Annotated in this window: 28 protein-coding genes and 1 pseudogene; 20 read left to right on the forward strand and 9 right to left on the reverse strand. The window is 64.9% G+C overall.

Translation table 11 applies throughout. From position 1 onward, the window contains the following. Positions 1-1,902, reverse strand: coding sequence for a translational GTPase TypA (gene typA / locus M2432_RS11100; RefSeq protein WP_280826856.1), 1,902 nt, complete (start codon positions 1,900-1,902; stop codon positions 1-3). Between the two features lie 68 nt (positions 1,903-1,970). Between typA and M2432_RS11105 the strand changes: the two genes are divergently transcribed. Both M2432_RS11105 and M2432_RS11110 read left to right on the forward strand, forming a co-directional pair. Continuing rightward, the gene (locus tag M2432_RS11105) at positions 1,971-2,138 is read left to right on the forward strand and encodes a hypothetical protein (protein WP_280826857.1); all 168 of its coding nucleotides are present in this window, start codon (positions 1,971-1,973) and stop codon (positions 2,136-2,138) included. Positions 2,139-2,222: 84 nt separating this feature from the next. Further along, a complete protein-coding gene (locus M2432_RS11110) occupies positions 2,223-2,495 on the forward strand; it encodes a hypothetical protein (protein WP_280826858.1) in 273 nt (90 codons plus the stop codon). Here M2432_RS11110 and M2432_RS11115 read toward each other — a convergent pair. Then, positions 2,489-2,872, reverse strand: a complete 384-nt coding sequence (locus M2432_RS11115) for a (deoxy)nucleoside triphosphate pyrophosphohydrolase (RefSeq protein WP_280826859.1) — start codon at positions 2,870-2,872, stop codon at positions 2,489-2,491. The genes M2432_RS11110 and M2432_RS11115 overlap by 7 nt on opposite strands. 30 nt (positions 2,873-2,902) lie before the next feature. Here M2432_RS11115 and M2432_RS11120 point away from each other — a divergent pair, with 30 nt between their 5' ends. Next, entirely contained in the window at positions 2,903-3,184 is a 282-nt protein-coding gene (locus tag M2432_RS11120; protein WP_280826860.1) for a 4a-hydroxytetrahydrobiopterin dehydratase, read from the forward strand. Here M2432_RS11120 and M2432_RS11125 read toward each other — a convergent pair. Further along, positions 3,165-4,343, reverse strand: coding sequence for a mannosyltransferase (locus M2432_RS11125; protein WP_280826861.1), 1,179 nt, complete (start codon positions 4,341-4,343; stop codon positions 3,165-3,167). The genes M2432_RS11120 and M2432_RS11125 overlap by 20 nt on opposite strands. Positions 4,344-4,586: 243 nt before the next feature. Between M2432_RS11125 and M2432_RS11130 the strand changes: the two genes are divergently transcribed. The 6 genes from M2432_RS11130 (at position 4,587) to M2432_RS11155 (ending at position 10,168) form a co-directional block, all read left to right on the forward strand. Next, a complete protein-coding gene (locus M2432_RS11130) occupies positions 4,587-5,963 on the forward strand; it encodes a hypothetical protein (RefSeq protein ID WP_280826862.1) in 1,377 nt (458 codons plus the stop codon). A 294-nt stretch (positions 5,964-6,257) separates the two neighbouring features. After that, positions 6,258-7,028, forward strand: coding sequence for a hypothetical protein (locus tag M2432_RS11135; protein WP_280826863.1), 771 nt, complete (start codon positions 6,258-6,260; stop codon positions 7,026-7,028). Positions 7,029-7,071: 43 nt separating this feature from the next. Beyond that, positions 7,072-8,145 carry a hypothetical protein gene (locus M2432_RS11140; RefSeq protein ID WP_280826864.1) on the forward strand — a complete coding sequence of 358 codons (1,074 nt, stop codon included), beginning with the start codon at positions 7,072-7,074 and terminating at the stop codon, positions 8,143-8,145. 376 nt (positions 8,146-8,521) lie between these two features. After that, entirely contained in the window at positions 8,522-8,746 is a 225-nt protein-coding gene (locus tag M2432_RS11145; protein WP_280826865.1) for a hypothetical protein, read from the forward strand. A gap of 529 nt (positions 8,747-9,275) precedes the next feature. Then, positions 9,276-9,527, forward strand: a complete 252-nt coding sequence (locus M2432_RS11150) for a hypothetical protein (RefSeq protein WP_280826866.1) — start codon at positions 9,276-9,278, stop codon at positions 9,525-9,527. 224 nt (positions 9,528-9,751) lie between these two features. After that, positions 9,752-10,168, forward strand: a complete 417-nt coding sequence (locus M2432_RS11155; protein WP_280826867.1) for a hypothetical protein — start codon at positions 9,752-9,754, stop codon at positions 10,166-10,168. Between the two features lie 307 nt (positions 10,169-10,475). Here the strand turns inward: M2432_RS11155 and M2432_RS11160 are convergent, their stop codons facing one another. After that, on the reverse strand, positions 10,476-10,625 hold the full coding sequence (locus tag M2432_RS11160; RefSeq protein ID WP_280826868.1) for a DUF1059 domain-containing protein: 150 nt from the start codon (positions 10,623-10,625) through the stop codon (positions 10,476-10,478). A gap of 33 nt (positions 10,626-10,658) precedes the next feature. On the opposite strand from M2432_RS11160, the gene M2432_RS11165 reads away from it, so the two are divergent. Beyond that, positions 10,659-11,321 carry a nitroreductase family protein gene (locus tag M2432_RS11165; RefSeq protein ID WP_280826945.1) on the forward strand — a complete coding sequence of 221 codons (663 nt, stop codon included), beginning with the start codon at positions 10,659-10,661 and terminating at the stop codon, positions 11,319-11,321. Between the two features lie 84 nt (positions 11,322-11,405). Here M2432_RS11165 and M2432_RS11170 read toward each other — a convergent pair whose 3' ends face one another. Beyond that, the gene (locus M2432_RS11170) at positions 11,406-11,993 is read right to left on the reverse strand and encodes an HhH-GPD-type base excision DNA repair protein (RefSeq protein ID WP_280826869.1); all 588 of its coding nucleotides are present in this window, start codon (positions 11,991-11,993) and stop codon (positions 11,406-11,408) included. 287 nt (positions 11,994-12,280) lie between these two features. Between M2432_RS11170 and M2432_RS11175 the strand changes: the two genes are divergently transcribed. From M2432_RS11175 to M2432_RS11190, 4 genes are all read left to right on the forward strand, one after another. Next, complete coding sequence (locus M2432_RS11175) at positions 12,281-12,430, forward strand: hypothetical protein (protein ID WP_280826870.1); 150 nt, start codon at positions 12,281-12,283, stop codon at positions 12,428-12,430. Beyond that, positions 12,430-13,764, forward strand: coding sequence for a hypothetical protein (locus M2432_RS11180; RefSeq protein WP_280826871.1), 1,335 nt, complete (start codon positions 12,430-12,432; stop codon positions 13,762-13,764). Before M2432_RS11175 ends, M2432_RS11180 begins: the two co-directional genes overlap by 1 nt. A gap of 137 nt (positions 13,765-13,901) precedes the next feature. Then, positions 13,902-15,365, forward strand: a complete 1,464-nt coding sequence (locus M2432_RS11185) for an N-acetylmuramoyl-L-alanine amidase (RefSeq protein WP_280826872.1) — start codon at positions 13,902-13,904, stop codon at positions 15,363-15,365. 469 nt (positions 15,366-15,834) lie between these two features. Beyond that, positions 15,835-16,212: an LppP/LprE family lipoprotein gene (locus M2432_RS11190; RefSeq protein ID WP_280826873.1), complete on the forward strand. Its 378-nt coding sequence runs from the start codon at positions 15,835-15,837 to the stop codon at positions 16,210-16,212. An 87-nt stretch (positions 16,213-16,299) separates the two neighbouring features. On the opposite strand, the pseudogene M2432_RS11195 reads toward M2432_RS11190, so the two are convergent. Both M2432_RS11195 and M2432_RS11200 read right to left on the reverse strand, forming a co-directional pair. Further along, positions 16,300-16,494 (reverse strand): annotated as a pseudogene (locus M2432_RS11195) (recombinase family protein); the annotation flags it as partial. Further along, on the reverse strand, positions 16,472-17,593 hold the full coding sequence (locus tag M2432_RS11200) for a dihydrodipicolinate reductase (RefSeq protein WP_280826874.1): 1,122 nt from the start codon (positions 17,591-17,593) through the stop codon (positions 16,472-16,474). The gene M2432_RS11200 and the pseudogene M2432_RS11195, both read right to left, overlap by 23 nt. 60 nt (positions 17,594-17,653) lie before the next feature. Here M2432_RS11200 and M2432_RS11205 point away from each other — a divergent pair, with 60 nt between their 5' ends. From M2432_RS11205 to M2432_RS11230, 6 genes are all read left to right on the forward strand, one after another. Then, positions 17,654-18,070 (forward strand): hypothetical protein, encoded by a 417-nt coding sequence (locus M2432_RS11205; protein WP_280826875.1) that lies wholly within the window; start codon positions 17,654-17,656, stop codon positions 18,068-18,070. Between the two features lie 19 nt (positions 18,071-18,089). Beyond that, positions 18,090-18,953: an SDR family oxidoreductase gene (locus M2432_RS11210; protein WP_280826876.1), complete on the forward strand. Its 864-nt coding sequence runs from the start codon at positions 18,090-18,092 to the stop codon at positions 18,951-18,953. 9 nt (positions 18,954-18,962) lie between these two features. Further along, complete coding sequence (locus M2432_RS11215) at positions 18,963-20,036, forward strand: dihydrodipicolinate reductase (protein WP_280826877.1); 1,074 nt, start codon at positions 18,963-18,965, stop codon at positions 20,034-20,036. A 9-nt stretch (positions 20,037-20,045) separates the two neighbouring features. Further along, on the forward strand, positions 20,046-20,672 hold the full coding sequence (locus tag M2432_RS11220; protein WP_280826878.1) for a TetR/AcrR family transcriptional regulator: 627 nt from the start codon (positions 20,046-20,048) through the stop codon (positions 20,670-20,672). A 78-nt stretch (positions 20,673-20,750) separates the two neighbouring features. Beyond that, positions 20,751-21,902: an MFS transporter gene (locus tag M2432_RS11225; protein ID WP_280826946.1), complete on the forward strand. Its 1,152-nt coding sequence runs from the start codon at positions 20,751-20,753 to the stop codon at positions 21,900-21,902. A gap of 39 nt (positions 21,903-21,941) precedes the next feature. Further along, positions 21,942-23,234 carry an acyltransferase gene (locus M2432_RS11230; protein WP_280826879.1) on the forward strand — a complete coding sequence of 431 codons (1,293 nt, stop codon included), beginning with the start codon at positions 21,942-21,944 and terminating at the stop codon, positions 23,232-23,234. On the opposite strand, the gene M2432_RS11235 is transcribed toward M2432_RS11230, so the two are convergent. Together M2432_RS11235 and M2432_RS11240 are read right to left on the reverse strand one after the other, a co-directional pair. After that, positions 23,235-23,423: a DUF5302 domain-containing protein gene (locus M2432_RS11235; RefSeq protein WP_280826880.1), complete on the reverse strand. Its 189-nt coding sequence runs from the start codon at positions 23,421-23,423 to the stop codon at positions 23,235-23,237. A gap of 18 nt (positions 23,424-23,441) precedes the next feature. After that, positions 23,442-23,882, reverse strand: a complete 441-nt coding sequence (locus M2432_RS11240; protein ID WP_280826881.1) for a PPOX class F420-dependent oxidoreductase — start codon at positions 23,880-23,882, stop codon at positions 23,442-23,444. Between the last annotated feature and the right edge of the window lie 28 nt (positions 23,883-23,910).

The raw sequence follows: 23,910 nt of genomic DNA on the forward strand, positions 1-23,910 counted from the left end.
CTAGCTGCGCGCCTTCTCCCGAGCCTTGGCCCGCGCCCGCAGGCTGGCGGTCAGCTCGACCTTGCGCACCCGCACGATCTCCGGCGTGACCTCGACGCACTCGTCACCGGCGCAGAATTCCATGGCCTGCTCCAGGTCCAGAGTGATCGGGCGAGCCAGCGTCTCCATCACATCCGCGGTGGAGGACCGCATGTTGGTCAGCTTCTTCTCGCGGGTGATGTTGATGTCCAGGTCCTCGGCGCGCGGGTTGATGCCCACCACCATGCCCTCGTAGGTCTCCTGGCCGGGCTCCACGAAAAACGTTCCGCGGTCGGCCAATTGGATCATGGCGAACGGCGTGATCTGGCCAGAGCGGTCGGACACCAGCGACCCGGTGTGCCGGGCCCGGATGTCCCCGGCCCACGGGCGGTAGCCGTCGAACACCGCGTTGGCGATGCCGGTGCCGCGGGTCTCGGTCAGGAAGTCAGTGCGGAACCCGATCAGGCCGCGGCTGGGGACGATGAAGTCCATCCGGACCCAACCGGCGGCATGGTTGGTCATCTCTTCCATGCGGCCCTTACGAGCGGCCATCAGCTGCGTGATGGCGCCGACGAACTCCTCGGGGCAGTCGATGGTCATGGCCTCGAACGGCTCGTGCAGCTTGCCGTCGATCTGCCGGGTGACCACCTGCGGCTTGCCGACGGTCAGCTCGAAGCCCTCGCGGCGCATCTGCTCGACCAGCACGGCCAGCGCCAGCTCACCACGGCCCTGAACCTCCCAGGCGTCCGGTCGACCGATGTCGACGACACGGATCGACACGTTACCGACCAGCTCAGAATCCAAGCGGGACTTGACCATTCGCGCGGTCAGCTTGTGTCCGGAGACCTTGCCGGCCAGCGGCGAGCTGTTGGTGCCGATGGTCACCGAGATGGCCGGCTCGTCAACGGTGATGCGCGGCAGAGCGTGCGCGTGGTCTGGGTCGGCCAGGGTGTCGCCGATCATGATCTCCGGCATGCCCGCGACGGCGACGATGTCGCCGGCCACTGCGGAGTGCGTCGCTGTTCTTTCTACGCCCTCGGTGACCAGCAGTTCGGTGATCTTGGCGTTGGTGATCACCGGATGGCCGTCGACCTCGCGCATCCAGGCCACCTGCTGGCCCTTCTTGATCTTGCCGTTGTAGATGCGCACCAGCGCCAGACGGCCGAGGAATGCTGAGGCGTCCAGATTGGTGACCAGCGCCTGCAGCGGGGCTTCGGGGTTGCCCGCCGGCGGCGGGATGTGCTCGAGCAGCACGTCGAACAGCGGATCAAGGTTCTCCCCATCGGGATTCTCGCCGTTGGCGGGCTGCGTGGTCGATGCGATACCAGCCCGGCCCGACGCGTACAGCGTCGGCAGGTCTAGCGCCTTCTCGGCAGCGGCCTGGGCTTCCTCATCCAGGTCGGAGGCGACGTCCAGCAGCAGATCGTGGCTCTCCTCGACGACCTCGGCGATGCGGGCGTCGGGCCGGTCGGTCTTGTTGACCACCAGCAGCACCGGCAGGTGCGCTGCCAGTGCCTTACGCAGCACGAACCGGGTCTGGGGCAGCGGCCCCTCCGAGGCGTCGACCAGCAGCACCACGCCGTCAACCATCGACAGGCCGCGCTCGACCTCGCCGCCGAAGTCGGCGTGGCCAGGAGTGTCGATGACGTTGATCACGGTCATGGTGCCGTCCGCGTGGTGCCTGTGCACCGCTGTGTTCTTGGCCAAGATGGTGATGCCCTTTTCCTTCTCCAGGTCACCGGAATCCATCAGGCGCTCGACGGCGTCATCGCCGCGGTGCGTCAGCGCGCCGGACTGCCGCAGCATGGCGTCGACGAGGGTCGTCTTGCCGTGGTCGACGTGCGCGACGATGGCGACATTTCGGAATTTGGGCTGCTCGCTCACATACGAGATTGTCGCAGCGCGGGGGTCGGTTTGCGAAACCGCGAACGGCTTGGCGAAACTCCTTGTCGATGAAGCTCAGCAAGCTCGCGGGGGCCAAACCGAAGAAGAAATGCTGCCGCAGCAAGCCCCGGTGCAAACGCTGTCCCCTGGTGCTGCACAAGGTGGAAAAGGCGGCTCACAACGGCATTCGCGGCAAGGAGCTGGAGAAGGTTTACAACCGGGCCCGCAAGGCCTGATAAACCACTAACGACCTGCGGGTATTGCTTGCGGGCGTACCGTTGAGGTTGTCGTCACCGGACAGGCTGAGGAGGTCGACGATCATGACGGTTTATGAGGTGCTCACCTTCACTGTCCTGACCATATTGGCGCTGGCCGCCACGGTCGCGATCTTCGTCGGATTGCTCAACTGGGCGGGCGGTTTCTACGTGGTGCGGTGTGCTGCGTGTCACCATCTGACAGCCTCCACGGTGAACCGATCGCAAGGGTCGTGCCCACACTGCAAGTACCCGGCGCTGCTGCACCCGCTGTACACCGCGCACTACGGCTCGAACATGGCGTCCATGCGCGTGGTCGGCGACCAGCTGCACTACTGAGCGCCGAGCACGGCCTTCACCTCCGGTAACCACGCCGTGTCGGCCGGCACCCACGGCAGCTCATCGAGGTCGCCGGCCGCCACCCAGCGCAGTGCCCGATGGTCGTGGGCGTAGACGGTGCCAGCATCCAGCGTGACGCGGTAGGCCCGCAGGATGGCGCCTCCGTCAAGGGCGACATCGTCACCCAGCCGTGCGCCGACGGTGACGTCGACGCCGAGTTCTTCACGTAGTTCCCGGGCCAGCGCCCGTTGGTCCGTCTCCCCCGACGCCACCTTGCCGCCCGGCAACTCCCACAGCCCGGCCAGCTCAGGCGGGCGATTGCGCTGTGCCACCAACAGCATGCCGTCGTGAATGAGGGCCCCCGCAACGACGATCACGCCGTTGACGGTACGTGCAAAATGAAACGCATGGCCGTGTTGACCGACGAACAGATCGACGCCGCACTGACCGAACTGCCCGGTTGGGAACATGTCGACGGCACTCTGCGCAGAACGGTGGTATTTCCGGCATTCCTGGATGGCATCGACGCGGTGCGCCGGGCGGCGATTCACGCCGAAGCCAAGGACCACCATCCCGATATCGATATCCGTTGGCGGACAGTTACTTTCACGCTGGTAACCCATTCCGAAGGTGGTATCACCGACAAGGATGTGGCGATGGCGCAGGACATCAGCGACTTGGTCGTCTAGCCATCCAGCCGAGCGTCACCAATGCAGTGACCGGGTAGATGAGTCCGATCCAGGACAGGTACCACGGGCACGTCGCGGCGGGTTCCGCGAATTGAAACACCCAGGGCCCGCAGAGCAGCGTCACCGCCACCCAGGCGGCGACCAGCGCCCGCGCTCCGGGCTGGTCGCGCCTCGGGCCGTGCGCCAGCCAGACCAGCAGCGGGATGGACCACACCCAGTGGTGGGTCCACGAAATTGGCGACACCAGCAGTCCGAGTAGCTCTACCACCAGGATCCCGCCGAGGCGGTCGAACGCGCCGGCGACATTCGCCCACACCGATCGCCACGCGAGCAGCGCGAGCACCGCGGCCACCACCAGAGCCACGGCCAGAGGCGCTTGGAAGCCGAATCCCCCGGTCAGGACGCCGATACCACCGCGCAAGGACTGATTGAACGGAGTCGACACCTCACCCATCCGGTGCGGGTCGAAGACCAGGTCGCCGAAATAACGCCGCACTTCGGTGCCGACGACCAGTGCCGCAACCGCGACGGTCGCCGCAAAAACGACGGCAGACCACAACGCGGCGGCGTATCGCTTCGCGCCGAGAAAGTACAGCCCGCTGATGGCCGGGGTCAGCTTGATCCCCGCCGCCAATCCGACCAGGAGCCCTGACAGCCACCAGCGCCTGCTGTACACGGCGCACAGGACCGCCAGGCACAACGCGACGTTGATCTGGCCGTAGTCCAAGGTGCTGCGCACCGGGCCCAACCAGATGCCGACCGCGGTCCACGCCATCGCCACCCACTGCGGCCCGCCGCCGAGCAGGCGCTGACTGACCCGGATGACCGCATACAGCCCGACCATGATGCCGACCAGCCAGCCAAAAGCGACCAGCCAGAACGGCACGAAGTGCAGTGGATAGAACAACACCGCAGCAAACGGCGGATAGGTGAACGGCAGCGGCACCGCCGTCGGCCCGGCGTATGCGTAGTCGTACAACCGACTGCCAGTACCGATTACCGACCCGCCACCGACGTAAACGTGCAGGTCGACGAAGTTGTCCGCGTTGGGGACCGCGTACGTCCAGACAAGCCGGGCCAAAACACTGACGGCGAGCGCGATGGGGGCAAGCCGCGCACCCCGGCTGCGAATCTCGCGCCGACTAGACTCACCTGTCACTATGCGCGACACCCTACCTGCCGGTTCGATCGCGGCTTCACGGCCAGAGCGGACATCCGGTGGGCAGTCGAGCTGGCGTCAGACCAGATGACCGCAAGCCCCAGCGCAGCAATCGGAGGGCGCGGAGTCGATCGCGTGCTCTGCATTGCAGTCCCCCTCACCATCGTCGGGATCTGCATTTGGCGAATCGTCAATGCCGATCCTGGCGATCGTTTTTTCGACGATTTCTATTATTACATCGACGTGGGCAGGAATTGGGTTTCCGGCCACGGCGCCACATTTTTCCCGGGCGAGCCCACCAATGGCTACCACCCATTGTGGTTTCTGTGGCTCTCGGCATTGATCTGGATATTCGGCGACGGGCCGACTCTCTTTGCAATGGTCGACCTCAGTATCACGGCATTGCTCATCGGCTTCTTCTTTATGTTCCGCAGCTTTCTTCGGCGGGTGACCAGACATTCGCTGAGCGCGACAGCAGGCGCCTGCGTCGCCCTGATCGCCATCGCCCCGCGGGCCATGTGGGGTCTGGAAATGGCTCTGGTGGCGTTCGTCGCCGCGGTGGTGCTTTGCTTTTTTTCGGCGAAACCGATCGCGGACCGCTCTGCTCGCGACGCAGCGGTCGGCGGACTGCTCGTGGCGGTCATGGTGCTGTCCCGGCTCGATTCAGCAGCCTTCATCCCCGGGCTGTTTGTGGTGGCGTTTCCGTTGTGGGACTGGCGGAAACGGTGTGCGTTCGTGGGCGGCTTGTCGCCGGCGTTCGGGTACGCCGTATTCAATCTGATCGTTTACGGGCATGTGGCCACCACATCGATGGCGGCCAAGTCCCTGTCCCTCTACCTGCCGCCAAACTGGCATTTCATCACCACCGAGACGCCGTTCGCCGGCGCCAGGGAACTTCTGGTCGGCGCCGCGGTGATCATGGCGGTGCTCCTCCTGGTACACCGGAAAAGCGATTCCGATATTCGGCGATTGTCGATAGCTCTCGCAACCACTCCGATACTGCAATTATTGGCTCAATTATTTCTCAGCGGCTGGGCACCGTATCCGTGGTATTGGTATTTCGATTTCATGACCATCGGCTTGGCAGTAGCCCTCGTCGTCGAACGCCTGCAAGAAACCCGGCTCAGCGACATTCGCATATCGGCGTTCGCGGTCGCGGCGGTACTGCTTGCCTATCCTTTGTCGTTTCAAGGTGGGCTGACACCCAATAGGGATATAGCACGGATCGCCACGCAACTGCAGCATTTCGCCGCCGATCACCCCGGCGTCTATGCGATGGGCGATGCCGCCGGAACACCCGGCTGGGTGCTCGGACGGCCCATCGTCCACCTCGAGGGCCTGATGATGTCCCACCAATTCCTCGATCGCATCCGGCAGGGGCAACCTCTGCCGCAGGTATTCCGCGACTACCACGTCAACTACTACGTCGCGGTTCGCCCGTCGGCGACCGACCCCGATGGCTGCCTGGAGTACTTCGAACCCAACCCGTCGCAATCGTCGCCACGCTCACCGCATCTGACGGCGACGGTCTGCCGGCCGCCCCTGAACGAATTCACCGTCAGCGACCGGTATCTGGTTCGCATCTACGCCGTCGACCCCAACACCGGGGCAATCGGCTAGCCCGCCTCCGGCGAGTCGGAGCGCTCGGCGTGTCGGCACACCCGGACACTTTCGATTTCGGGCCGTCAACTTTCCTGAACGTCAAGGAAAGTTGACGGCCCGGGACGAAATGTTCCCCTCTGGCTCAGTCCGTCTCGATGTCCGGTCATACGTCCAGTCGTTTCCGCCATCGGGTCTCCGTCGTCGCACAGGTTCGTAACGGTCGAATAAATGCCACACGTGTCACTTGAGCCACATCAGTAACTCGATACCTTGGGTTTCGACGTTCACAAACGAACTCGGAGGACACCTCACATGCGCAACCGAACTACCGCAAAACTGTTGGCCGCCAGCATGATTGCCGCCGCCAGCACCGTCCCGGTCGCCATCGCACTGAGTGCGGTCGCCGTCGCTGACCCAATTCCCGCGGCACCAGCTCCCGTCCCGCCCGCCGCGCCGTCGCCCGCCGCGCCGATCGTCAACCAGTTGGCACAGGCGCCGAGCCAGGTGCTGTCCGGCGTGACGCAGGCACTCACGACCGGTAACCCGGCTACGGCGCCGGCCGCACCGGCTGCCACCGCATCGGTGACGCTGCCCCAGCCCTCGGCATTGACCCCGGCCGCTCCGGCTGCCGCACCGGCCGCGCCGTCGCAAGGTCTGATCCCATCGGCCAACATCAACATCCCGCAGATTCCGGGCTCGCCGGTGCCGCTGCCGCAGCAGATCAACTTTCCGGGTGACCTGACGTCGCTGGTGCCTGCCGGTACGCCGCTGTCGAATCTGCTGCCCAAGCCGGCTGCCACCGCGCCTGTGGCCACCGCCGCCACCTCACCATTGGCAGCCGCGACCGCACCGCTCGCCGCTGCCGCGGCACCGTTGGCCGCCCCGCTGGCTGCCGCAGCTGCTCCGGCTGCCACCGCGCCGCTGGCCGGCGTCGCCGCACCTGCACTCACCGCACCTGCGCTCGCTGCACCCGCAGCGGCCGCACCTGCCGTGGCTGCACCGGCACAGGCCGCCACCGGCGTCGCGCCAGGGCTGCTCAGCTTGACCAGCCTGGCGCCGATGTTGACCTCCGGCCTGCCGTGATCCGCACCGTAACCAACTAATCGCCACGAAACCGGGGAGAGTCATGCACACGAGGAAGCTGTTCGTCGCAATCGGCGCGTCCGCTGCACTCACCATGGGCGGCACTGTCGTCGCCCATGCTGATCCGGCGCCGGTCCTGCCGTTGCCGCTGCCGATCAGCGGCCTGCAGGCTCCAGGCCTTCCGGCCATGCAGATGCTCGGCCCGGTGATCCAGCAGGCGGCGGCTGATCCGTCGGGCGCCGCGGAGCTGCTCATGGCAGCGGCCAAGGCGTTCGCCGGAAACAGCTCGACGCCATCGGATTCGAAGAATCTGGCGAATGCAGTGAATCAGTTCGCCGCCGACCCAGCCGCTGCGCACGTGCCGGCGCCGGGTGCGATTCCGGGCACCGACGCCCACCTGCCGGCTGGGATCGACCCGACCCACGCAGTGGGCCCGGTTCCGGACGCGGTCCCCGTCGCGGCTCCGGCGGCGGCACCCGCTCCTGCGCCGGCAGCAGCTCCAGCTGCGGCACCCGCCCCTGCCCCTGCTCCAGCGGCTGCTCCAGCACCAGCCCCGGCACCTGATGCGGCACCCGCTCCTGCGCCGGCAGCAGCTCCAGCACCCGCCGCGGCGCCGGCCCCCGCACCATCGGCGGCTCCGGTCACCCAGGCGGCCGCGCCCCCGGCTGCACCTGCCGCCGCGCCCGCCAGCTCACCGTTGGGACCGGGCGCGCCGGTCACGCAGGACTTCATGTACCCGTCGATCAGCAATGGCTGCCTCGCCGACGGCGGAAACGTCCTGGCGACGGCGATTTCGGTGGCCGGCCCGGCCAAGATTCCGACCCCGGGCCCCGGTCCCGGCCAGATGGCCTACGTGTTCACCGCAGTGGGCACGCCCGGACCCGCCGCCGAGCAGAAGCTGCCACTCAACGTCACCTGGGTCAACCTGACCACCGGCAAGTCGGGCAGCGCGACGCTGCACCCGCAGGCCGACATCAACCCGCAGGGACCGACGACGCTCACCGCGATCGTCGACACCGGATCAGGCAGCGTCATGTCGACCATCTTCGGTCAGGTGACGACCACCGAGAAGCAGTGCCAGTTCATGCCGACCATCGGTTCGGCCGTCGTGCCCTGATCACTGCCCTACAACGAACGCGAGCGTGCGTGCCATCTCCGGCACGCGTGGAACTTACGACCGCTCCTGCCGCTACCGGAACCGTCCTCGGCTACGAACCTGCGCAACGAACCGCGTCGTTGTTGTTGAAGCAGCCGCCACAGCCACCGTTGTGGGCCGCCGCTTGACCTGCGCCATTTGCAGAACGCCGCGACGTCGGCGCCGACGCTGATGTGACCAGAAGGTCGCAAATAACTAACAAATATCTAAACAGCAAAACACCGGCCTCGGTGAGCTGCAGACCATGGGCAGCGGGTTTACTATTTTCCCACGACCGCCCGCAACGGCGTCGTCGACATCGTTGTCTGCGTAACCGATCCCTCCGTGGGAAGGGTTGATGATGATGGAACATGATGTCCCGACCGGACTGCTCGACATCGCCAATGTCCAGGTAGACCGAGTTGTCGAAGAGCTCCGCCGGATCGCGGCCAGCGGGCGGCTGATCACCATCGAAGACATCACCATGCTGCTGCTCGGCGCGGAGCTCAAAAATATCGACCGCCAGCGGGAACTGCTGGCGGTGCTGTTGGCCGTCACCTTGCAGCGCCTGGCCTGGCAATGAGTCGGCAACAAAATGTGGTAGCCGGGGTTGCATGGGCACCTGATAACCGTGGATGCAGGCGGTCCACGTGGCCGGAACGGCGTAACTGAACGCGCGTGGACCTCGGATACCGCGCCTTGTGCCTACCAACGGTGTCCACTGGGTCGACTGTTGAAGATCGGCCGAAGGCAATAGGTTCCGCGACATACATGAACTGTTTGCCGCGCCTAGGGTGTCGCGGTCTGCGTCGAAATGCGCAGCCTGCCGCTGGCGTTGCCCCACGATTGATGGCCGTTCGACGACTGCACGTTGGGTGGCCAGGCCATTGCCAGATGGGGTTGCTGATCGCGTCTCGCAGAAATTGATTAGTAGAGCACCTCTATATTGCTCAAATACGCTAATGCTGCACGATGCGCTTGACACGCAATTCACAGCCTTATTTATTTCGAAATTTTTAACTTGCCGCACACCTCTTGGTGACACGGTGAAACGGGGCTCGGCGCAATTCGGCTTCGGGCTCGCCCGATCAACCTTTTTCAGGAGGTTATTGATGGACCTGCAAGATGCAGTAGAGGCTCTGGAGAACCTGCAGGAAATTCTCGAAGAGGCACTGGAGCAGATCGAAGATGCGCTCGAGGACCTCGAGGAGGGCGACGATGACGAGGGCTTCGACCGGGACAGGGCACGGCGGCTAGTCCGCGCTGCAGTGGTCGCGAAGGCAGTGCGTCGCCGGCGGCGGCGCTCGGGCGTGCGGCGGGTTGCACGGGCACGCGCTGCACAGTCCATACGCGCCGTCCGCTGACCGTCGCCTCCGTTCAATAAAGGCACGGATAGCTCGATTCGGTCGAGCGATCGTCCCTGGTGCCGCCCGGCGAGGTTTACCTTCGCTCGCCGGGCGGCGTCCCGGAGACGGTGAATGCACAGCATGCGCATTCACATATTTCACTACCGCTCCTCACTCATTTCGGGCGGAGCGTTTTTACATACACGAAAATGCAGGATTCCCACAGCAAGGAGATAGTGACGGTGACTGTGTCAGAGCAGCGCGGTTCGGAAGCAGCCAGCAAGAAATCCGAATCCCCTGAGAACAAAGCCGCAACCAGCACGAAATCGAGCACCCCAGAGGCGACCGAGGCTCCGAATGAAGACATTTCGCGGCTGCTGCTCCAAGTTCAAGAACTACTCATGGAGCATCTACCCAAAGGCGACGATGTCGACGAAGAAGGTGAGGATCTGACTGCCGAAGATGTCGCGACGTATGCGAAGGTCCGGACTTTCCTGTTGGGCCGACGGCGCGGCGGCCTCGGGTCTTTGATCGAGCGCCTCGAAGAAGCCGTCGAGGTAATAGCCGATGCCCGCGACGACATTGATGACTACCTGGAAGCGATTGAGCTCGAACAAGATCGAGGACGGTCCTCGCGGCGACGCTTCGCACGCAGGTAGCCGAACAAAACGACCTACCCAAAGGTCTCGCCCACTCCTGCCCCCTGGAGCAATGATCGATACCTGTTGATGAGCCTCGGCGGGGCGGCGTGAAAGCGGGCGCACCTTCCCGCGGATGATCATCACGGAATCAGGTATTCGATCAAGACCGGCGTTGGCGCGCTGGTTGGGAAGGACCGGATGCGCGGGCGGTACTGGATAACTGGATAAGTGGGCTGGTCAGGCGGGGTAGGCGGTCAATGTACGGGAAAATACGGGATTGACCCGCTTTAGCCGCCTGATCAGCTGTGTTTATGCAGGTCAGTGGTTAGTACGCCATGAACAGGATCATTTCCCGGTCGTATTCGCGACCAGGATGGGACTCCGCCAGGTGGGCCTGAGCCTTCTCGACCAGATCGTCTTCGTCAGTGCCGGTGATCGCTTCGCCGCACGGACAATTCAAGTGTGTTTTAGCCATACTGAATACCTTCCCATACGCATGATGGTCCGTATGGAGATCTATGACGTCATGCGCACAACCGGGGCAGTCCGGAAGTTCACCGACGACCCACTGCCCGACTCGGTGCTCGAACGCATCCTGGACAACGCCCGCTTCGCCCCCAGCGGCGGTAACCGGCAAGGTGCGCGCGTCATAACGATCCGTGACGTCGAGACCCGGAAGAAGCTGGGCGAGCTCTCCGCACCCGGCGCCAAGCAGTACATCGCCCAAATCGCCGCCGGCGAGGGGCCGTGGAACCCGTTGCGACCCTGCGGAGTTGACCCCGCGGTTGTCGAGGCAACCCCGGTACCCGACGGCATGGTCACCGGGACCCTGCTGGGCGCCCAGGTAGTGCTGGTGGTGTGTCTGGATCTCGGAGTGGCGGCGGCGTTCGACCAGCACCTGGACCGCATCGGCGTGATCAGCGGCGCGTCGATCTACCCATTCGCCTGGGGCATCCTGCTGGCCGCTCGCAACGAGGGCTTCGGCGGAGTGATGACCACCATGGTCGTGGCGCAGGAACCCGCGGTGCGCGAGTTGCTCGGCATACCGGAAAACTACGCGGTGGCATGCATGCTGCCGCTGGGTAAGCCTGTCAAGCAGGTGACCAAGCTGACCCGCAGGCCGGTGTCGGAATTTGTGACACGCGAGCGGTTTGACGGCCCAGCGCTCTGAGCCCCCGTGTTGATCCTGCGCTGTCGGCGCGGGCCACTCGCAGAAATGCGCCGTGGGCGCAGGGTCAATACCTTCGAAAGTGGCTCAGCCCTTGGCCTTTGCCTCTTTGGCCGCCGCTTTCATCTGCTTCTTGTAGGCACGCACCTGGTCGAGCGAGCCCTTGTCGACGACGTCGGCCACCGACATGTGCGTGCCCTGCTTGCCGTAATCGCCGGCGGCTTGGCGCCAACCCGTGGGTGTGACGCCGTACTGCTTGCCCAGCAGTGCCAGGAAGATTTTGGCCTTCTGCTCACCGAAGCCCGGCAGCGCCTTGAGCCGGCGCAGCACCTCTTTGCCGTCTGGGTCGCCGGCGGTCCACAACGCCGCGGCGTCGCCGCCGTATTGGTCGACAATCGCCTGCGACAGCGCCTGCACGCGCATAGCCATCGAGCCCGGAAACCGGTGCACCGCAGGGGTTTGCGCGAACAGCTCGGCGAATTTGTCGGGGTTGTAGTCAGCGATCTCGCCAGCGTCCAACGACCCGAGGCGGTCCTCGAGCTTCTTCGGCCCGGCGAACGCCACCTCCATCGGGATCTGCTGATCAAGCAACATCCCCGTGACCAGGGCAAACGGGCTGGCCTCCAACAACGCGTCAGCTTCGGGATCCTGCGCCAGGCACAACTTCACAGTCATGCCAGCAGCTTACGGCGGCCAACTAGCGGCGCTTAGGACCGCAGATTCAGGATCAGCACGACCCGGTCGGGCGCCCATGCGCCCTGCCTACCTAAACGCCGGCACCTTGCCATGTCCTGTAGGGAGGGCGCCTGCAGCACGGCGTCCCCCCTCGGCGGCTCGTAACCCGGCGCTTCTGGCCCTACGTCGGGCACACCCGGTGCCGTTGCCACCGCTTGCCCGACGGTCAGCCTGCCGTGGAGGCCCGGGCGGTTGCAGTATCTCGGTCCGCTCAGCGGACCGCACTCTTGCTCACATCCGACCGGTGGGCACTCAATAGCAGATGTCGCGAACGGTCGCACCGACTCGGCGGCCGCACGCTCATCGAGTCCGTGAGCGTGCTGGTGGACAAGGCCATCGCCGAGGCACTCGGCGACATTCACCGCAAGGAGGCATGATGGCAGTTGACGCGAATGGCAAATGGATTGGCCTGGGTGTCGGCGACAGCGACGACCCCAATATGCCACGCAGCGCGCCGAATTGGGACGCAATCACGCTGCTGACTGGCAAGCTCAACGCCAAGTTCCAGTGGGCGCGCGACTTGGGCGTGGTGCAGCAGCCCAACTACGACACCACTGTCGCCGCAGCGGTAGCCGAGTTCTGCCAGCACAGTGGCCTGCCGACGGTCAAAGACAGCACCGGCAACGCCGTGGCGACCCTGGTTATGCGAACCCGGTTGGGCAGCTACCCGCCGCCGGCACCGCCGACGCACGCGCTGTTCACCGTGCGCGGCACCGGCGGCGTCATCGGGCAGGACTACACCAGCCGAATCGCCCAAGCACTGCCAGGCGTCTACCACGAGCACCCCATCCCCTACGCCGCAACCATGGGCAAGATTCCGGTTGGCGTGGCCGGCGCCGGCCCATCTGGCGACGAGGCCGCCGACCAGGCCGAACAGATGCTCCACGACGCTGTGGTAGGCAGCACCGTGTCGTTCGCTATCGCTAGCTATTCGCTGGGCACCAAGGGCGTCGTGCAGTTCCTCAACCGGCTGTTCGACACAAAGGACCCGCTGAACGCGCACGCGCACCGCCTGGTGTGCGTCGTGCTGATCGCTGACCCCTGGCGCCCGTTCGGGCACTCGTTTTTCCTCGGCCCGATTCCTTCTGGCCAAGGCATCGGTGCGCCGTTTTTCACGATGTCTGACGCGGCGATTGCCGCGCTGGGATGGCGCTGCTGCTGGCTGGCCGCCCCCGGCGACATGTACACCAACGCACCGCTGGGCGCCACCGGTCAGGTGCTCGCCGATGTGGAGCAGATCGTCCTTGAGACGCAGCTGGACGACCCGCTGGGCACCATTCAAGGCGCAATCCCATACCTGCTGCGGATAGTGGAAAAGGACGGCGGCTTGCCCGTCCTCGGCGGCACCGCAACCGGCAGCACCGGCCCACTGGGCGGCCTGCTCGGCAGCACCGGAGTATCGCTGCTGCAAGGCGTCGCCAGCAACCCGACAACATTGACCCTCGGCCTGGCGACCTTGCTGCTGCCGCTGCTCGAGGGCGGCTTTACCGGCCTTATCGACGGCATCAGTGGCGACGGCGTCAATCTGCCGGCCGGCGTGGCCGCCGATGTGCAGGCGGCCATCCTGGCGCTGAAGTTCTACGGCAGCGGCATCTGGCCACACGTCCACTACGAGGACGAGACCTGGTCGGCTAACGGCCCGCAGACCTACCTGCAACTCGGCATCCAGCACGCAAACGACTGGGGCACGCGAACCGCGGTCCTGACCTAACCCACTCGACAGGAAACACCCGGCGCCAGAACTTGCGGCACCCGTTTCCCACCATTAGGTGCGGGTGCCGAACCCAAACAGCGACGCCGACAACGACATTGACCCGACTCAGACGGTTCCAGAAGGAGATGGTAGGCATGCCGAACCTGGCTTATGTACACGCAGTCAATCAGGCCGGGGCTGATTTAGGGATCACACCCCGCGGCATAGTCATCGGGTTCGCCACGGTGTTCGTTGAATCGAACTGGCTGAACTACGCCAACAGCAAGGTCGCCACGTCGATGGACATCCCGCACGACGCTGTGGGCTCCGACGGCAACAGCGTGGGCTTGTTCCAGCAGCAGGTCGTCGGACCGCCGTGGTGGTGGGGCGACGCCGCGACGTGTATGGACCCGTGCAAGTCGGCGACGCTGTTCTTCCAGCGGCTCAAGGCGCACAACTACAACGACACCAGTCAGTCGCCGGGATCGTTCGCTCAGGCGGTCCAAGGGAGCGCATTTCCTGATAGATACGACCAGCACATGGATGACGCCCAGGCGCTCTACGACCAGACCATTGGGAAAGTTGCTGCGGCACCAACACCACCGGCCGACCCGCGCGTTGCTGCGCTCGAAGCGGCCAGGCCCGACTTCAACGAGTATCCGTTGTGGTCGGACAACAACGAGGATCGCGGCGGTACGAAGATCGATCTGTGGCTGCTACACACCGAGGACGGGTCAGACACCGACAACGCCGACGGTTTGGCGCACTTCCTGATCGGAACGCAGGGCACCAAGAACCCGCGGTCGTACCACTACACGATCTCCACCGGTTACCCGAACGACAACGGTGTGACCGTTGTTGATGTGGTGGACACCGACCAGGCGGCCTGGGCGGTCGCCTCGAGTAACCGCAGGTCAATCAATCTTTGCTATGCGGGGTCGGAGTCGAACTGGGACCGGCAGGACTGGTTGACGCACATGGGACGCGCGATCGACGTGAGTGCGTACCTGGCCGTGGCCGACTGCCTGAAGTACAACATCGACCCAAAGGTCATCGTCCCGCCGTACAACTCTGACCCGCCCGGTATCGCCGATCACCGCTACTGCACCGCGCATCTGCGTGACGGCAACGACCACACCGACGTCGACGGGCCTAACGGTCCTTACGGGCCGCCATTCCAGCATTTCCCGTGGGATGTGTTCAAGGCCGCCGTCGACCGCTACTGGGGCATCGCCAACGCGCAGCAGGCGCCTACTCCCCCGTCGCCCGCAGCGGCTCCTCCCGCGTCGCCTGCAGCGGCTCCCGCTCCGCAGACGTTCGAGCAGTGGCTGAAGGCCGCCAGCGACCGCGGGCTCCTCGAGTACGTCACCGCCCAGCTCGGGCCTGGTGACCCGGCCTGGTCGTCGAACGGCTCGACGCTGCGTGACGAGTTGTGGAAGTTGTCCACTTCCGGGGTCCAGAAGGCCGCCAAAGCAGCAACCGCCCAGGGTAACGGAGCAGCAACCGCCCAGGGTAACGGAGCAGCAACCGCCCAGGGTAACGGGGCAGCAACCGCCCAGAAGAAGACTTCCACGGTCCAGAAGGCCGCCAAAGCAGCAACCGCCCAGGAGAAGAAATGACCGCTCCCCACTACGGTCCCAAGAACATCATGGACAGCCTGTGGGGTGTCGGCGGTCATCGTTGCTGTCATCGGTGACGATCGTCATCCTGGCGCGCCTCCTAACGGAGTAGGTCGCTAACGGCTTATAGGTGTGCAGATGAAGCGCATCCCGCAGATCGCGGCTGTGATCTGCGTCATGCTTTAACTGGTGTTACGGGCTAGGGCGTGTCGCATAACCGATTCAGCCAGGGGATTATGGCGTTGAGGACGACCCCGCCGCGGTAGTTGAGGTCTGTAGCGATCTGGATGTCCAACGGCCTGGGTTAGCGGCACAATGTTGGATTGTGACGAAGCGTATGGGCGAAGCGATAATTCGTGCGTTCGTATGTCTGGCCGCGCTCGCCGTAGCCACGAGTGTTTGGTCACCGGCACCGGCCTCCGGCGAACCGCCGCCGGGGACGAGATGCGGGGTGGACTTGAGTGCACCGATGATCACCGAGGCTATTCACCGGCTACGACCTGCATTTCCCGACACGGACGTGGCCTGGAGTCCCGTGCCTTACGGGGGGAACTTCGATCCGTGTGCGACGTTATCGACCGCACTGGTCACTGTCGAGCGCGCGACGGGCAGCTCACCGGATCATGCCTTGTTCTTCCATCACGGCGAGTACCTCGGCACCGCCACGTGGGTGCCGTATCCGTTCACATCGCTGAACGTTCCGTTGACGACTGACGACACCGTCGTCCTGGAATACAAGGACGGCCGATACGGCTGCACCGCCTGTCCGGGCCCCGTGACGATTGTGCGCTACCAATGGCAGCGCGATCGCGTCCAGATGCTCGATCCACCGCCGCCGGGTCCGTAGGAGGCGTGGTACCGCGGGAACTTCTACGCCTTCGGAAAAGCCGCGCGCGTTCCCCCAACTGGCCGCGCCCTCCTCGGTCAGCCAGGATCCGAGGTCTGGCCGGTCCTCCGGTCGCTTCTCAGCGGACACCCCGAGATCCTCGAACTGCCCCACGATCTGGTAGCCCTTCGCCTCGGCCCACTTCGTGGCCGTCTCTATTTGCGCCAGGTGCGAAACCTTCTGCGGCCCTTGGACATTCGCCCAGCTTAACGCCCGAATTTCAGAAGGCGGGCACACCGTCACGATGCGGATGCAACGCCCCTATCGCTGAAGTCAGTGGCAGGTGCAAAGCGTCCACGATGCCCGGCGCGGCTTCACATACCCACGGAATGGCGTTGACAGCCCGCATGCCGGTCGCCAAAAGGCCGTGGTCGTTCGCACTTTCGCCCTGCCGGTAGCCGACCTCGAATTCTCCGTCGAACGACGGCTCACCGTCGATGAGCACCCGCCAGATGCCATCGGTGGCACCGGTTCGTCCGGTCGGCCACTCGGGTGCCAGGTCATCAGCCATCCTGTCGACGTGTTCGAGGCTGACGACCTCTTGGCCGTCGACGACACCGATGCACTTGGCGTACGTGGCGCCGACCGTGCCGGCTGGGATGAGGCCGCAGGCGGTGTGAAGATCACGCGGAGTCGGCAGGAATTCACAGGTCTCGCGAATCTCGTCGAACTCGACGCCGAGCGCATCCGCGACCATGGTGATCGCCGCGCCCCATCCCCACTTCAGCACGCCGGGTTTCTTCAACCCACCCTGATAGTCGAGCGGCTGGCCGAAACCGAACAGTTCACGCACATCCCACTCGACCGGATACTCCGAGTAGTTGGTGATCTCGATGCCGCGCACCGAATACACCTTGTGCGACATCGTCATCAGCGCGATCGGGAAAAGGTCACAACCGAATCCGGGTTCTATGCCTGACGAGAAGATCGAGCTCTGCCCTGCCGCGGACGCCTCCCGGATCGGATCGAGAAACCTCTTTGAGAGCGAACCCTTCTCGTAGACCAAGCCAGGTAGCGACGTGGTGACGACGTTGGTTCCCGAGGCCAGGATGCGGCAGAAGTCGGCGAGCGCCTCGGCGGGCCGCGGACCGGCCGGCGCGGCATACATCACGCAGTCGACGTCCGAGGCCAACAGTGCATCAACGTCGCGTGTGGCCGTGACGCCGACCGGATCAATGCCGGCCAACACTCCGACGTCTTGCCCGTCCTTGGCTTCCGAGTGCACCCACGCACCGACCAGTTCGAGGTTGGGCCGGTCCACGACCGTTCGGATGGCGTAGCGCCCGACACCGCCGGTAGCCCACACGGCAACGCGATAGGTCTTTCCTGCCGACTGAGTCATCGTTTCTCCCTCGTCGTTGGGCTCTTGTGCACAAAAACATAACAACTGTAATCTTCGGGCATGCCCGAATCGCGCGAACAGCCCAATCTGCACCACGCGGTGATTGCCGTTGGCGCACAACGACTGCCCAGAGTTGCGCAGATGTTCACCGAGCTCGGCTTCCAATTCGTCGAGTTCAACGTCGACGACGTCGGCCTGCGCGTGATGCTCGACTGGAACCGTGGCCTGGAGTTGGTCACGCCCATCGAGCCAGGCACCGACAACCCGGTTCAGCACTTCCTCGACAGCCACGGCGACGGCGTATTCACACTCGTGTTGCGGGTCGGGGACGCGCCGCGCGCCGAGGAAATCGCACGCCGATACGACGGGATTACGAGATTCCGTCAGCACAGAGACGGGGACGGATGGCAACTCGACGAGATCGAGATGTCGGTCCTCGGACTGCCGCTGACTTTGTTGTCCACCGACCTCCCGTGACAAAGAAATGGAGAAGAATGTGGGTGAACTCGATGGCAAGATCGCCATTGTCACAGGTACCAGCCGGGGCGTCGGGGTAGGCATCGCGCATGAGTTGCTGCGGGCCGGCGCCACCGTCATCGGTTGCTCACGAGGTTCGCTCGATGCCTTGCCCGGCACGGATGGCAACGCCGACTGGGCGCGCCGGTCGAGCCAATTGGTTTGCGACCAAGGCGATTACACCGCCATCGACGCCCTGGTGCAGCAGGTTGTGGATACCCACGGGCGCCTCGACATCTTGGTCAACAATGCGGGTGGCACGGTACCGTCGCCGTCCGTCGACGCAGTTCCGGCGTTGGTGTCTCGTATCCAAGGCGCGCCGGCCAGCGATGACGACTACGAGCGCAGTGTGCTCTTCCATGCCCACGCTGTGCAGATGAACTTGATCAGCCCACTGTGGTTCGCCATTCGCGCATACCGGCAGATGAAGACTCAGGACGGGGTGGGCTGCATCATCAACGTCTCCAGCGGAGCCGGCCATCCCGCGGGGTCGCCGACACTGGTGTCCTACGGCGCCGCCAAAGCCGGCCTCAATCAGATGACGCGGTCGCTGGCTCAGGAATGGGGTCCGAAGGTACGCGTCAACTGCGTCGCGTTGGGCCCGACCATCACGGAGAACTTCCGGTCGTTCGTGCTGCCGAAAGACGACCCGACCGGCAGCGAATATTTCGTCAACGTGCCGCTGCGCCGCGGGGGTGAGCCCGCGGAAGTCGGCCGCACGATCGTCTTCTTGGCCTCTGGCGCAGCCGATTTCGTCAACGGAACCACGGTCGAGATCGACGGCGGCATGTTGCCCGGGGTGTTGTACGACGCCGGCCTCAAGACCATCACCGATCTGCTCTAAGGGGCGACAATGACACGGCGCATCATCCAGTTCTCCACCGGCAACGTGGGTGTCCACGCCCTGCGGACCATCATCGAGCGTCCCGATCTCGAGTTGGTCGGATTGCACGCAGCCAGCCCCGACAAGATCGGCCGTGACGCGGCCGAGCTGTGCGGGCTCAGCGAGCCGACCGGCGTGATCGCCACCGACGACATTGATGCGTTGGTGGCGCTTCTTGCCGACTGCATGGTCTACACCTCGCAGGCCGAGACCCGCGCCGGCGAGGCAATGGACCAGATCGCCCGCTTCCTGCGTGCCGGAACCAACGTGGTCGGGTCCTCGTTCGTCTGGTTGGTCGCTCCGGAGTTCACTGACGACTGGCTGCGAGTTCCACTCGAAAAAGCCTGTCAGGAAGGCAATTCCACGCTGTACATCAACGGGATCGACCCCGGATTCTCCGGGGACACCCTCGTGTACACGGCGCTGAGCCTGGCCGGGCGCGCCACCGCGGTCACCGTCCAGGAGATCTGCGACTACGGTTCCTACGATGACGCCGAATTCACTGGTGCCAGCTTCGGTTTCGGCACCGACCCGGACCATCAGCCAATCCTCTTCATGCCCGGTGTACTCGCGTCGATGTGGGGCATCCAGGTGCGCAGCCTGGCTGCCGATCTCGGCGTAGAGCTCGACGAGGTGCGTGAGCGACACGAGAAATGGGTTACGCCCAAACCGATTTCGTGCACCATGATGGACGTCGAGGAAGGCAAAGTCGCCGCAGTGCGCTTCGGCGTCGAGGGCATCCGCAATGGCGAGATTGTCATCACGATGGAACACGTGAATCGGCTCACGGACCAAGCGGCGCCAGACTGGGCCTCGCCGCCCGGCGGACGGCCGGGTGTGCACCGGGTCGTCGTCGACGGCGACCCCGGCATCGAGATCAACACTCACGTCGGCGGCGCGGGCACCGACCACAACCAGGGTGGTGTGATCGCCACCGCGGCACGACCGATCAACGCCATCGAAGCGGTCTGCAGGGCGCCCGCCGGAATCTTGGCAGCCCATGACTTGCGACCGCTGGACCACACTCGCGGCGTGATGTGGTGAGGTCTGTGCATGGCAGGTGCAACTCGACCACGACAACCCCGGGGAGGTAACCAGCCGCGCGCCGAGCAGACCCGGCAGATGGTGATCGACGAGACCGTGCGCTACATCCTCGACGAGGGTTTTGCCGCACCGAGTGTCCGTCGCATCACCAAACGGGCCGGCGTCACTTGGGGTGTGGTCCAGTACCACTTCGGCGATTTGGGCGGACTTTTGATCGCCGTCGTCGACGAAGGGTTCCGTCAGCTCACCGAAACCCTGGACGGGCTGCCCGAGTCGATCGGGCACCTGTCGGTCGCTGAGCGCACCCAGATGGTCGTCGACGCAGCGTGGTCAGCGTTCTCCAGCCCGACCTCGATGGCAGCGATCGAGATCCTCATCTCCACTCGCGCCGGACGGGACGATGCCGTCAACAAGCGTCTCGCCCACGCGATGCGTCAGCTCACCGACCTGGGCCGGCACCTCGGTGAAGGCCTGGACCCGCAACACGCCACAGAGATCGGCAACTTGATCTGGGCCTCATTGCGCGGAATCGTCGTCGCACAGCTCATTTCATCGACACCCCTGGACAGCTCCCGGGACCGACGCGCGCTCACCGACGTACTGACCGCCTATGTTCTAGCTCAAGGCGGGCGGTGAGGAATGCCCAGCGCTGGTGTCGGCGTTGCCAAACCCGTGCTTCAAACTCGAACCGTGCGGTCACGCCTCGGCTTCCCAATGCTGGTCTTCGCCTTCGCCGCGATCATGCTGGGCACCACGTTGCCGACCCCGATATACGCCCTGTACGCGCAGAACATGCACTTCGCAGTGCTGACCACCACGGTGATCTTCGCGGCCTATGCCATCGGTGTGCTGGCCGCGCTGCTTTTGTTCGGACGCTGGTCCGACGCCATCGGCCGGCGGCCGGTGCTGATCGCGGGGGCTGTGGCCGCCATCGCCAGCGCCGCCGTATTCCAGCACGCCGACACCGTCGAACTGCTGCTCGTGGCGCGGCTGCTGTCGGGCTTGTCGGCGGGCATTTTTACCGGCACCGCGACGGCGGCCGTGGTCGAGTCGCTGCCACGCGCCCAGCAGGAGAAGGCGGCTGCGGCCGCCACCATCGCCAATGTCGGCGGACTCGGGCTGGGACCCGTCCTTGCGGGCCTGCTGGTGCAATACCTCCCACAACCGCTGCAGCTCCCGTTCACCATGCACATCGTGCTGGCGGCGCTGTCCATCGTGGCCGTGCTGCTGGCCCCGGAAACCTCGGCGCGTGCCGGGCGCATCGGCCAGCAGCGACTGTCGGTGCCCGCAGAAGTGCGGTCCGATTTCGCGATCGCGGCCACCGCAGCGTTCGCCGGGTTCGCCGTCATGGGTCTGTTCTCCGCGGTGGCCCCGTCATTCGTGAGCACGGTCATCGGGATCGACAACCATGCTGTCGCCGGGGCCATGGCGTCATCGATCTTCGTCGCCTCCGCGTTGGCGCAACTTGCCGGACGACGCATCGAACCACGTCGGGCGGTGGCGGCAGGCTGCGCCATCTTGGTCGTCGGCATGGTGATTCTCGCTGTGGCACTTCAATTTTCATCGCTGGCAGGGCTACTGGTCGCCGCCCTGGTGGCCGGTACCGGGCAGGGCATCAGCTTCAGCCGGGGCTTGGCCGCTGTCGCCGAAGGCACCCCCACCGAACGTCGCGCCGAGGTCAGCTCAACGTATTTCGTGGTGGCCTACGTGGCGATCTCACTGCCGGTTGTCAGTCTGGGCTTCGCCGCGCAGACCTGGGGTCTGCAGCCGGCGGGGGTCAGCTTCGCTGCCGTCATCGCAGGTCTGTCGGCGCTGTGCCTAGCCGCCGTACTGTGGCAGGAGCGACGCAGTTCAGCCAAGATTTGAGTAGCTCTACCTACCGGCTCGGACCATAAGTTCATGGGCATGACCACACAGGTTTTCCCGTCGGCTGCCGAGATCGAGCAGCGCACCCCGGCCGACCGTGACCGGGCCATCGACGTCATCCGCATCGTCTCGCTGATCGGCGTCGTGGCGGGGCACACCGTCATGGCCACCAGCATGATCAAAGGCGGCGTGTTCATCTGGGGGAATCTGCTCACGACGTCAGTGGTGTTCCAGGCACTGACCTGGGTCTTCCAGATCATGCCCCTGTTCTTTTTCGCCGGTGTCGCGGCCTCGGCGGCGTCGTACCGAAGCGGGATGAGCTGGGGTGGCTGGCTGCTCAAACGATGCACGCGGCTGTACCGGCCGGTGTTCTACTACCTGGCGTTCTGGGCGGTCGCGCTGGCGGTTCTGAAGCACTTGTTGCCGATCCACGTGTACCAACCGATCGCCGGCGTCAGCATTCAACTGCTGTGGTTCCTGGGCGCCTACGTGATGGTGCTCGCGGCGGTGCCGCTGCTGGTCCGGATCACCTCCACCCGCTATCTGGTCATCGCGGTGGCCGCCACGTACGGGCTGATCGCGCTGGTCGATGCCATCCGGATCACCGACCACGCCTGGTCGGCGCTGGGCTACGTCAATTTCGTGGTGTGGCTGATCCCCGGCATGTTCGGGGTGGCCTACCGGCGTGGGCTGTTGAGCGCGACGACCGCGCTGCGGGTCGGCCTGGGCATGCTGGCGGTCAACGTCGCGATGGTGTGGGTGGGACCGTACGAGCTGAGCCTGGTGGGCATCGAAACCCAGCACATCAAGAACATCACGCCGCCATCGCTGCTGCTGGCCGGCCACGCAATCATGATGTGCGCCTTCGCGATTGCCGCGACCCCGGCCATCAAGCGGTGGGCCGCCAAGCCGCAGGTGTGGCGGCTTGCCGTCATCGGCAACACCGGTTCGATGACGCTGTACTTGTGGCACATGCCCGCTCTGCTGGGCATGCATCTGGCCTTCGACCTACTGGGCCTGCCCCGCTACCCCGGTCAGCCGCATTTCCTGCTGTTGAGCGTCTGCCAGGTGGCGATCATGGCGGTGCTGGTCGCCGGGCTGTTCCTGGCGCTGCGGCCGCTGGAGAACGACCCGCTACCGTTGTGGGACGGCGGTTCGGTCGCTGCTCCCGGGCTGCGGAGCGCGGCAGTCGGCACAGTGTTGCTGATCGCCGGCGCGGCCACCCTGGCCTCGGTCGGATGGGGACTGAAAGACGCTGGCTTGCAATATGTTTCAGTGATGTTGGCGGCCCTGGTCGCAGCGCGCTTGCTGGCCCGGGACACCGACCGGTAATTACCCGCTCTTGCGGCGGAACTCCCGCCGTCCCCCGCCGGCGGCACCGTGCGACTTGGACTGCTTGGACCCACCGTCCTGGTGTGCGGTGCCGCCGGACGAACCGGCCTTCTTGCGTTCAAGCGCCTCGCGGAACTTGCGCTTGGTCTCGTCGGACGATGCTGAATCTTCGGCGGAGTTCTCGGCCATGTACGCAGGGTAACGCCTTCAGCGCACCCCCGGCGGCAGCCCGTAGAGGTGCGTTATCGGCATGGTGAGCAGCACTCGCCGTTCGGCAACCATTGCGCGGCGGTAATCGTCCCAATCTGGATGTTCCCCGGCGATGTTGCGGTACAACGAAATCAGGCCCTCGACCGTCTCGTCGTCGGGTGCCGCAGCGGGCGCGCTCAGCACCGCATCCCCCTCTGCCACCGCATACGCCCAGCCGTCGTCGGAGCGCACGTAGACCGACGCACGCGGGTCGCGCCGCAGGTTGCGGGTCTTGGCCCGGGGTTCGGCCACCGACACCTGGATGGCCACCGCGCGCGGATCGAAGAAGTACGACACATTCGACAGCTGTGGTCGCCCATCGCGCTTGATGGTGGCCAGCACACCTAACGAATTGCCGCTGATCAGCGCCAAGAGCTTGTCATCGAAGACCTGTCGCATGCAGCCAGCCTACGTCCGAATCCCTACC

This window comes from Mycobacterium sp. OTB74 (assembly GCF_029892685.1).
Lineage (GTDB): Bacteria > Actinomycetota > Actinomycetes > Mycobacteriales > Mycobacteriaceae > Mycobacterium.

What these genes read in the sequence shown, in the direction of transcription:
- M2432_RS11105 (WP_280826857.1), top strand. Translation starts at nt 1,971, where the DNA reads ATGAAGCTCAGCAAGCTCGCGGGGGCCAAACCGAAGAAGAAATGCTGC.
- M2432_RS11110 (WP_280826858.1), top strand. Translation starts at nt 2,223, where the DNA reads ATGACGGTTTATGAGGTGCTCACCTTCACTGTCCTGACCATATTGGCG.
- M2432_RS11120 (WP_280826860.1), top strand. Translation starts at nt 2,903, where the DNA reads ATGGCCGTGTTGACCGACGAACAGATCGACGCCGCACTGACCGAACTG.
- M2432_RS11135 (WP_280826863.1), top strand. Translation starts at nt 6,258, where the DNA reads ATGCGCAACCGAACTACCGCAAAACTGTTGGCCGCCAGCATGATTGCC.
- M2432_RS11140 (WP_280826864.1), top strand. Translation starts at nt 7,072, where the DNA reads ATGCACACGAGGAAGCTGTTCGTCGCAATCGGCGCGTCCGCTGCACTC.
- M2432_RS11145 (WP_280826865.1), top strand. Translation starts at nt 8,522, where the DNA reads ATGATGATGGAACATGATGTCCCGACCGGACTGCTCGACATCGCCAAT.
- M2432_RS11150 (WP_280826866.1), top strand. Translation starts at nt 9,276, where the DNA reads ATGGACCTGCAAGATGCAGTAGAGGCTCTGGAGAACCTGCAGGAAATT.
- M2432_RS11160 (WP_280826868.1), bottom strand. Translation starts at nt 10,625, where the DNA reads ATGGCTAAAACACACTTGAATTGTCCGTGCGGCGAAGCGATCACCGGC.
- M2432_RS11165 (WP_280826945.1), top strand. Translation starts at nt 10,659, where the DNA reads ATGGAGATCTATGACGTCATGCGCACAACCGGGGCAGTCCGGAAGTTC.
- M2432_RS11170 (WP_280826869.1), bottom strand. Translation starts at nt 11,993, where the DNA reads ATGACTGTGAAGTTGTGCCTGGCGCAGGATCCCGAAGCTGACGCGTTG.
- M2432_RS11180 (WP_280826871.1), top strand. Translation starts at nt 12,430, where the DNA reads ATGGCAGTTGACGCGAATGGCAAATGGATTGGCCTGGGTGTCGGCGAC.
- M2432_RS11185 (WP_280826872.1), top strand. Translation starts at nt 13,902, where the DNA reads ATGCCGAACCTGGCTTATGTACACGCAGTCAATCAGGCCGGGGCTGAT.
- M2432_RS11190 (WP_280826873.1), top strand. Translation starts at nt 15,835, where the DNA reads ATGATCACCGAGGCTATTCACCGGCTACGACCTGCATTTCCCGACACG.
- M2432_RS11200 (WP_280826874.1), bottom strand. Translation starts at nt 17,593, where the DNA reads ATGACTCAGTCGGCAGGAAAGACCTATCGCGTTGCCGTGTGGGCTACC.
- M2432_RS11205 (WP_280826875.1), top strand. Translation starts at nt 17,654, where the DNA reads ATGCCCGAATCGCGCGAACAGCCCAATCTGCACCACGCGGTGATTGCC.
- M2432_RS11215 (WP_280826877.1), top strand. Translation starts at nt 18,963, where the DNA reads ATGACACGGCGCATCATCCAGTTCTCCACCGGCAACGTGGGTGTCCAC.
- M2432_RS11220 (WP_280826878.1), top strand. Translation starts at nt 20,046, where the DNA reads ATGGCAGGTGCAACTCGACCACGACAACCCCGGGGAGGTAACCAGCCG.
- M2432_RS11225 (WP_280826946.1), top strand. Translation starts at nt 20,751, where the DNA reads ATGCTGGTCTTCGCCTTCGCCGCGATCATGCTGGGCACCACGTTGCCG.
- M2432_RS11230 (WP_280826879.1), top strand. Translation starts at nt 21,942, where the DNA reads ATGACCACACAGGTTTTCCCGTCGGCTGCCGAGATCGAGCAGCGCACC.
- M2432_RS11235 (WP_280826880.1), bottom strand. Translation starts at nt 23,423, where the DNA reads ATGGCCGAGAACTCCGCCGAAGATTCAGCATCGTCCGACGAGACCAAG.
- M2432_RS11240 (WP_280826881.1), bottom strand. Translation starts at nt 23,882, where the DNA reads ATGCGACAGGTCTTCGATGACAAGCTCTTGGCGCTGATCAGCGGCAAT.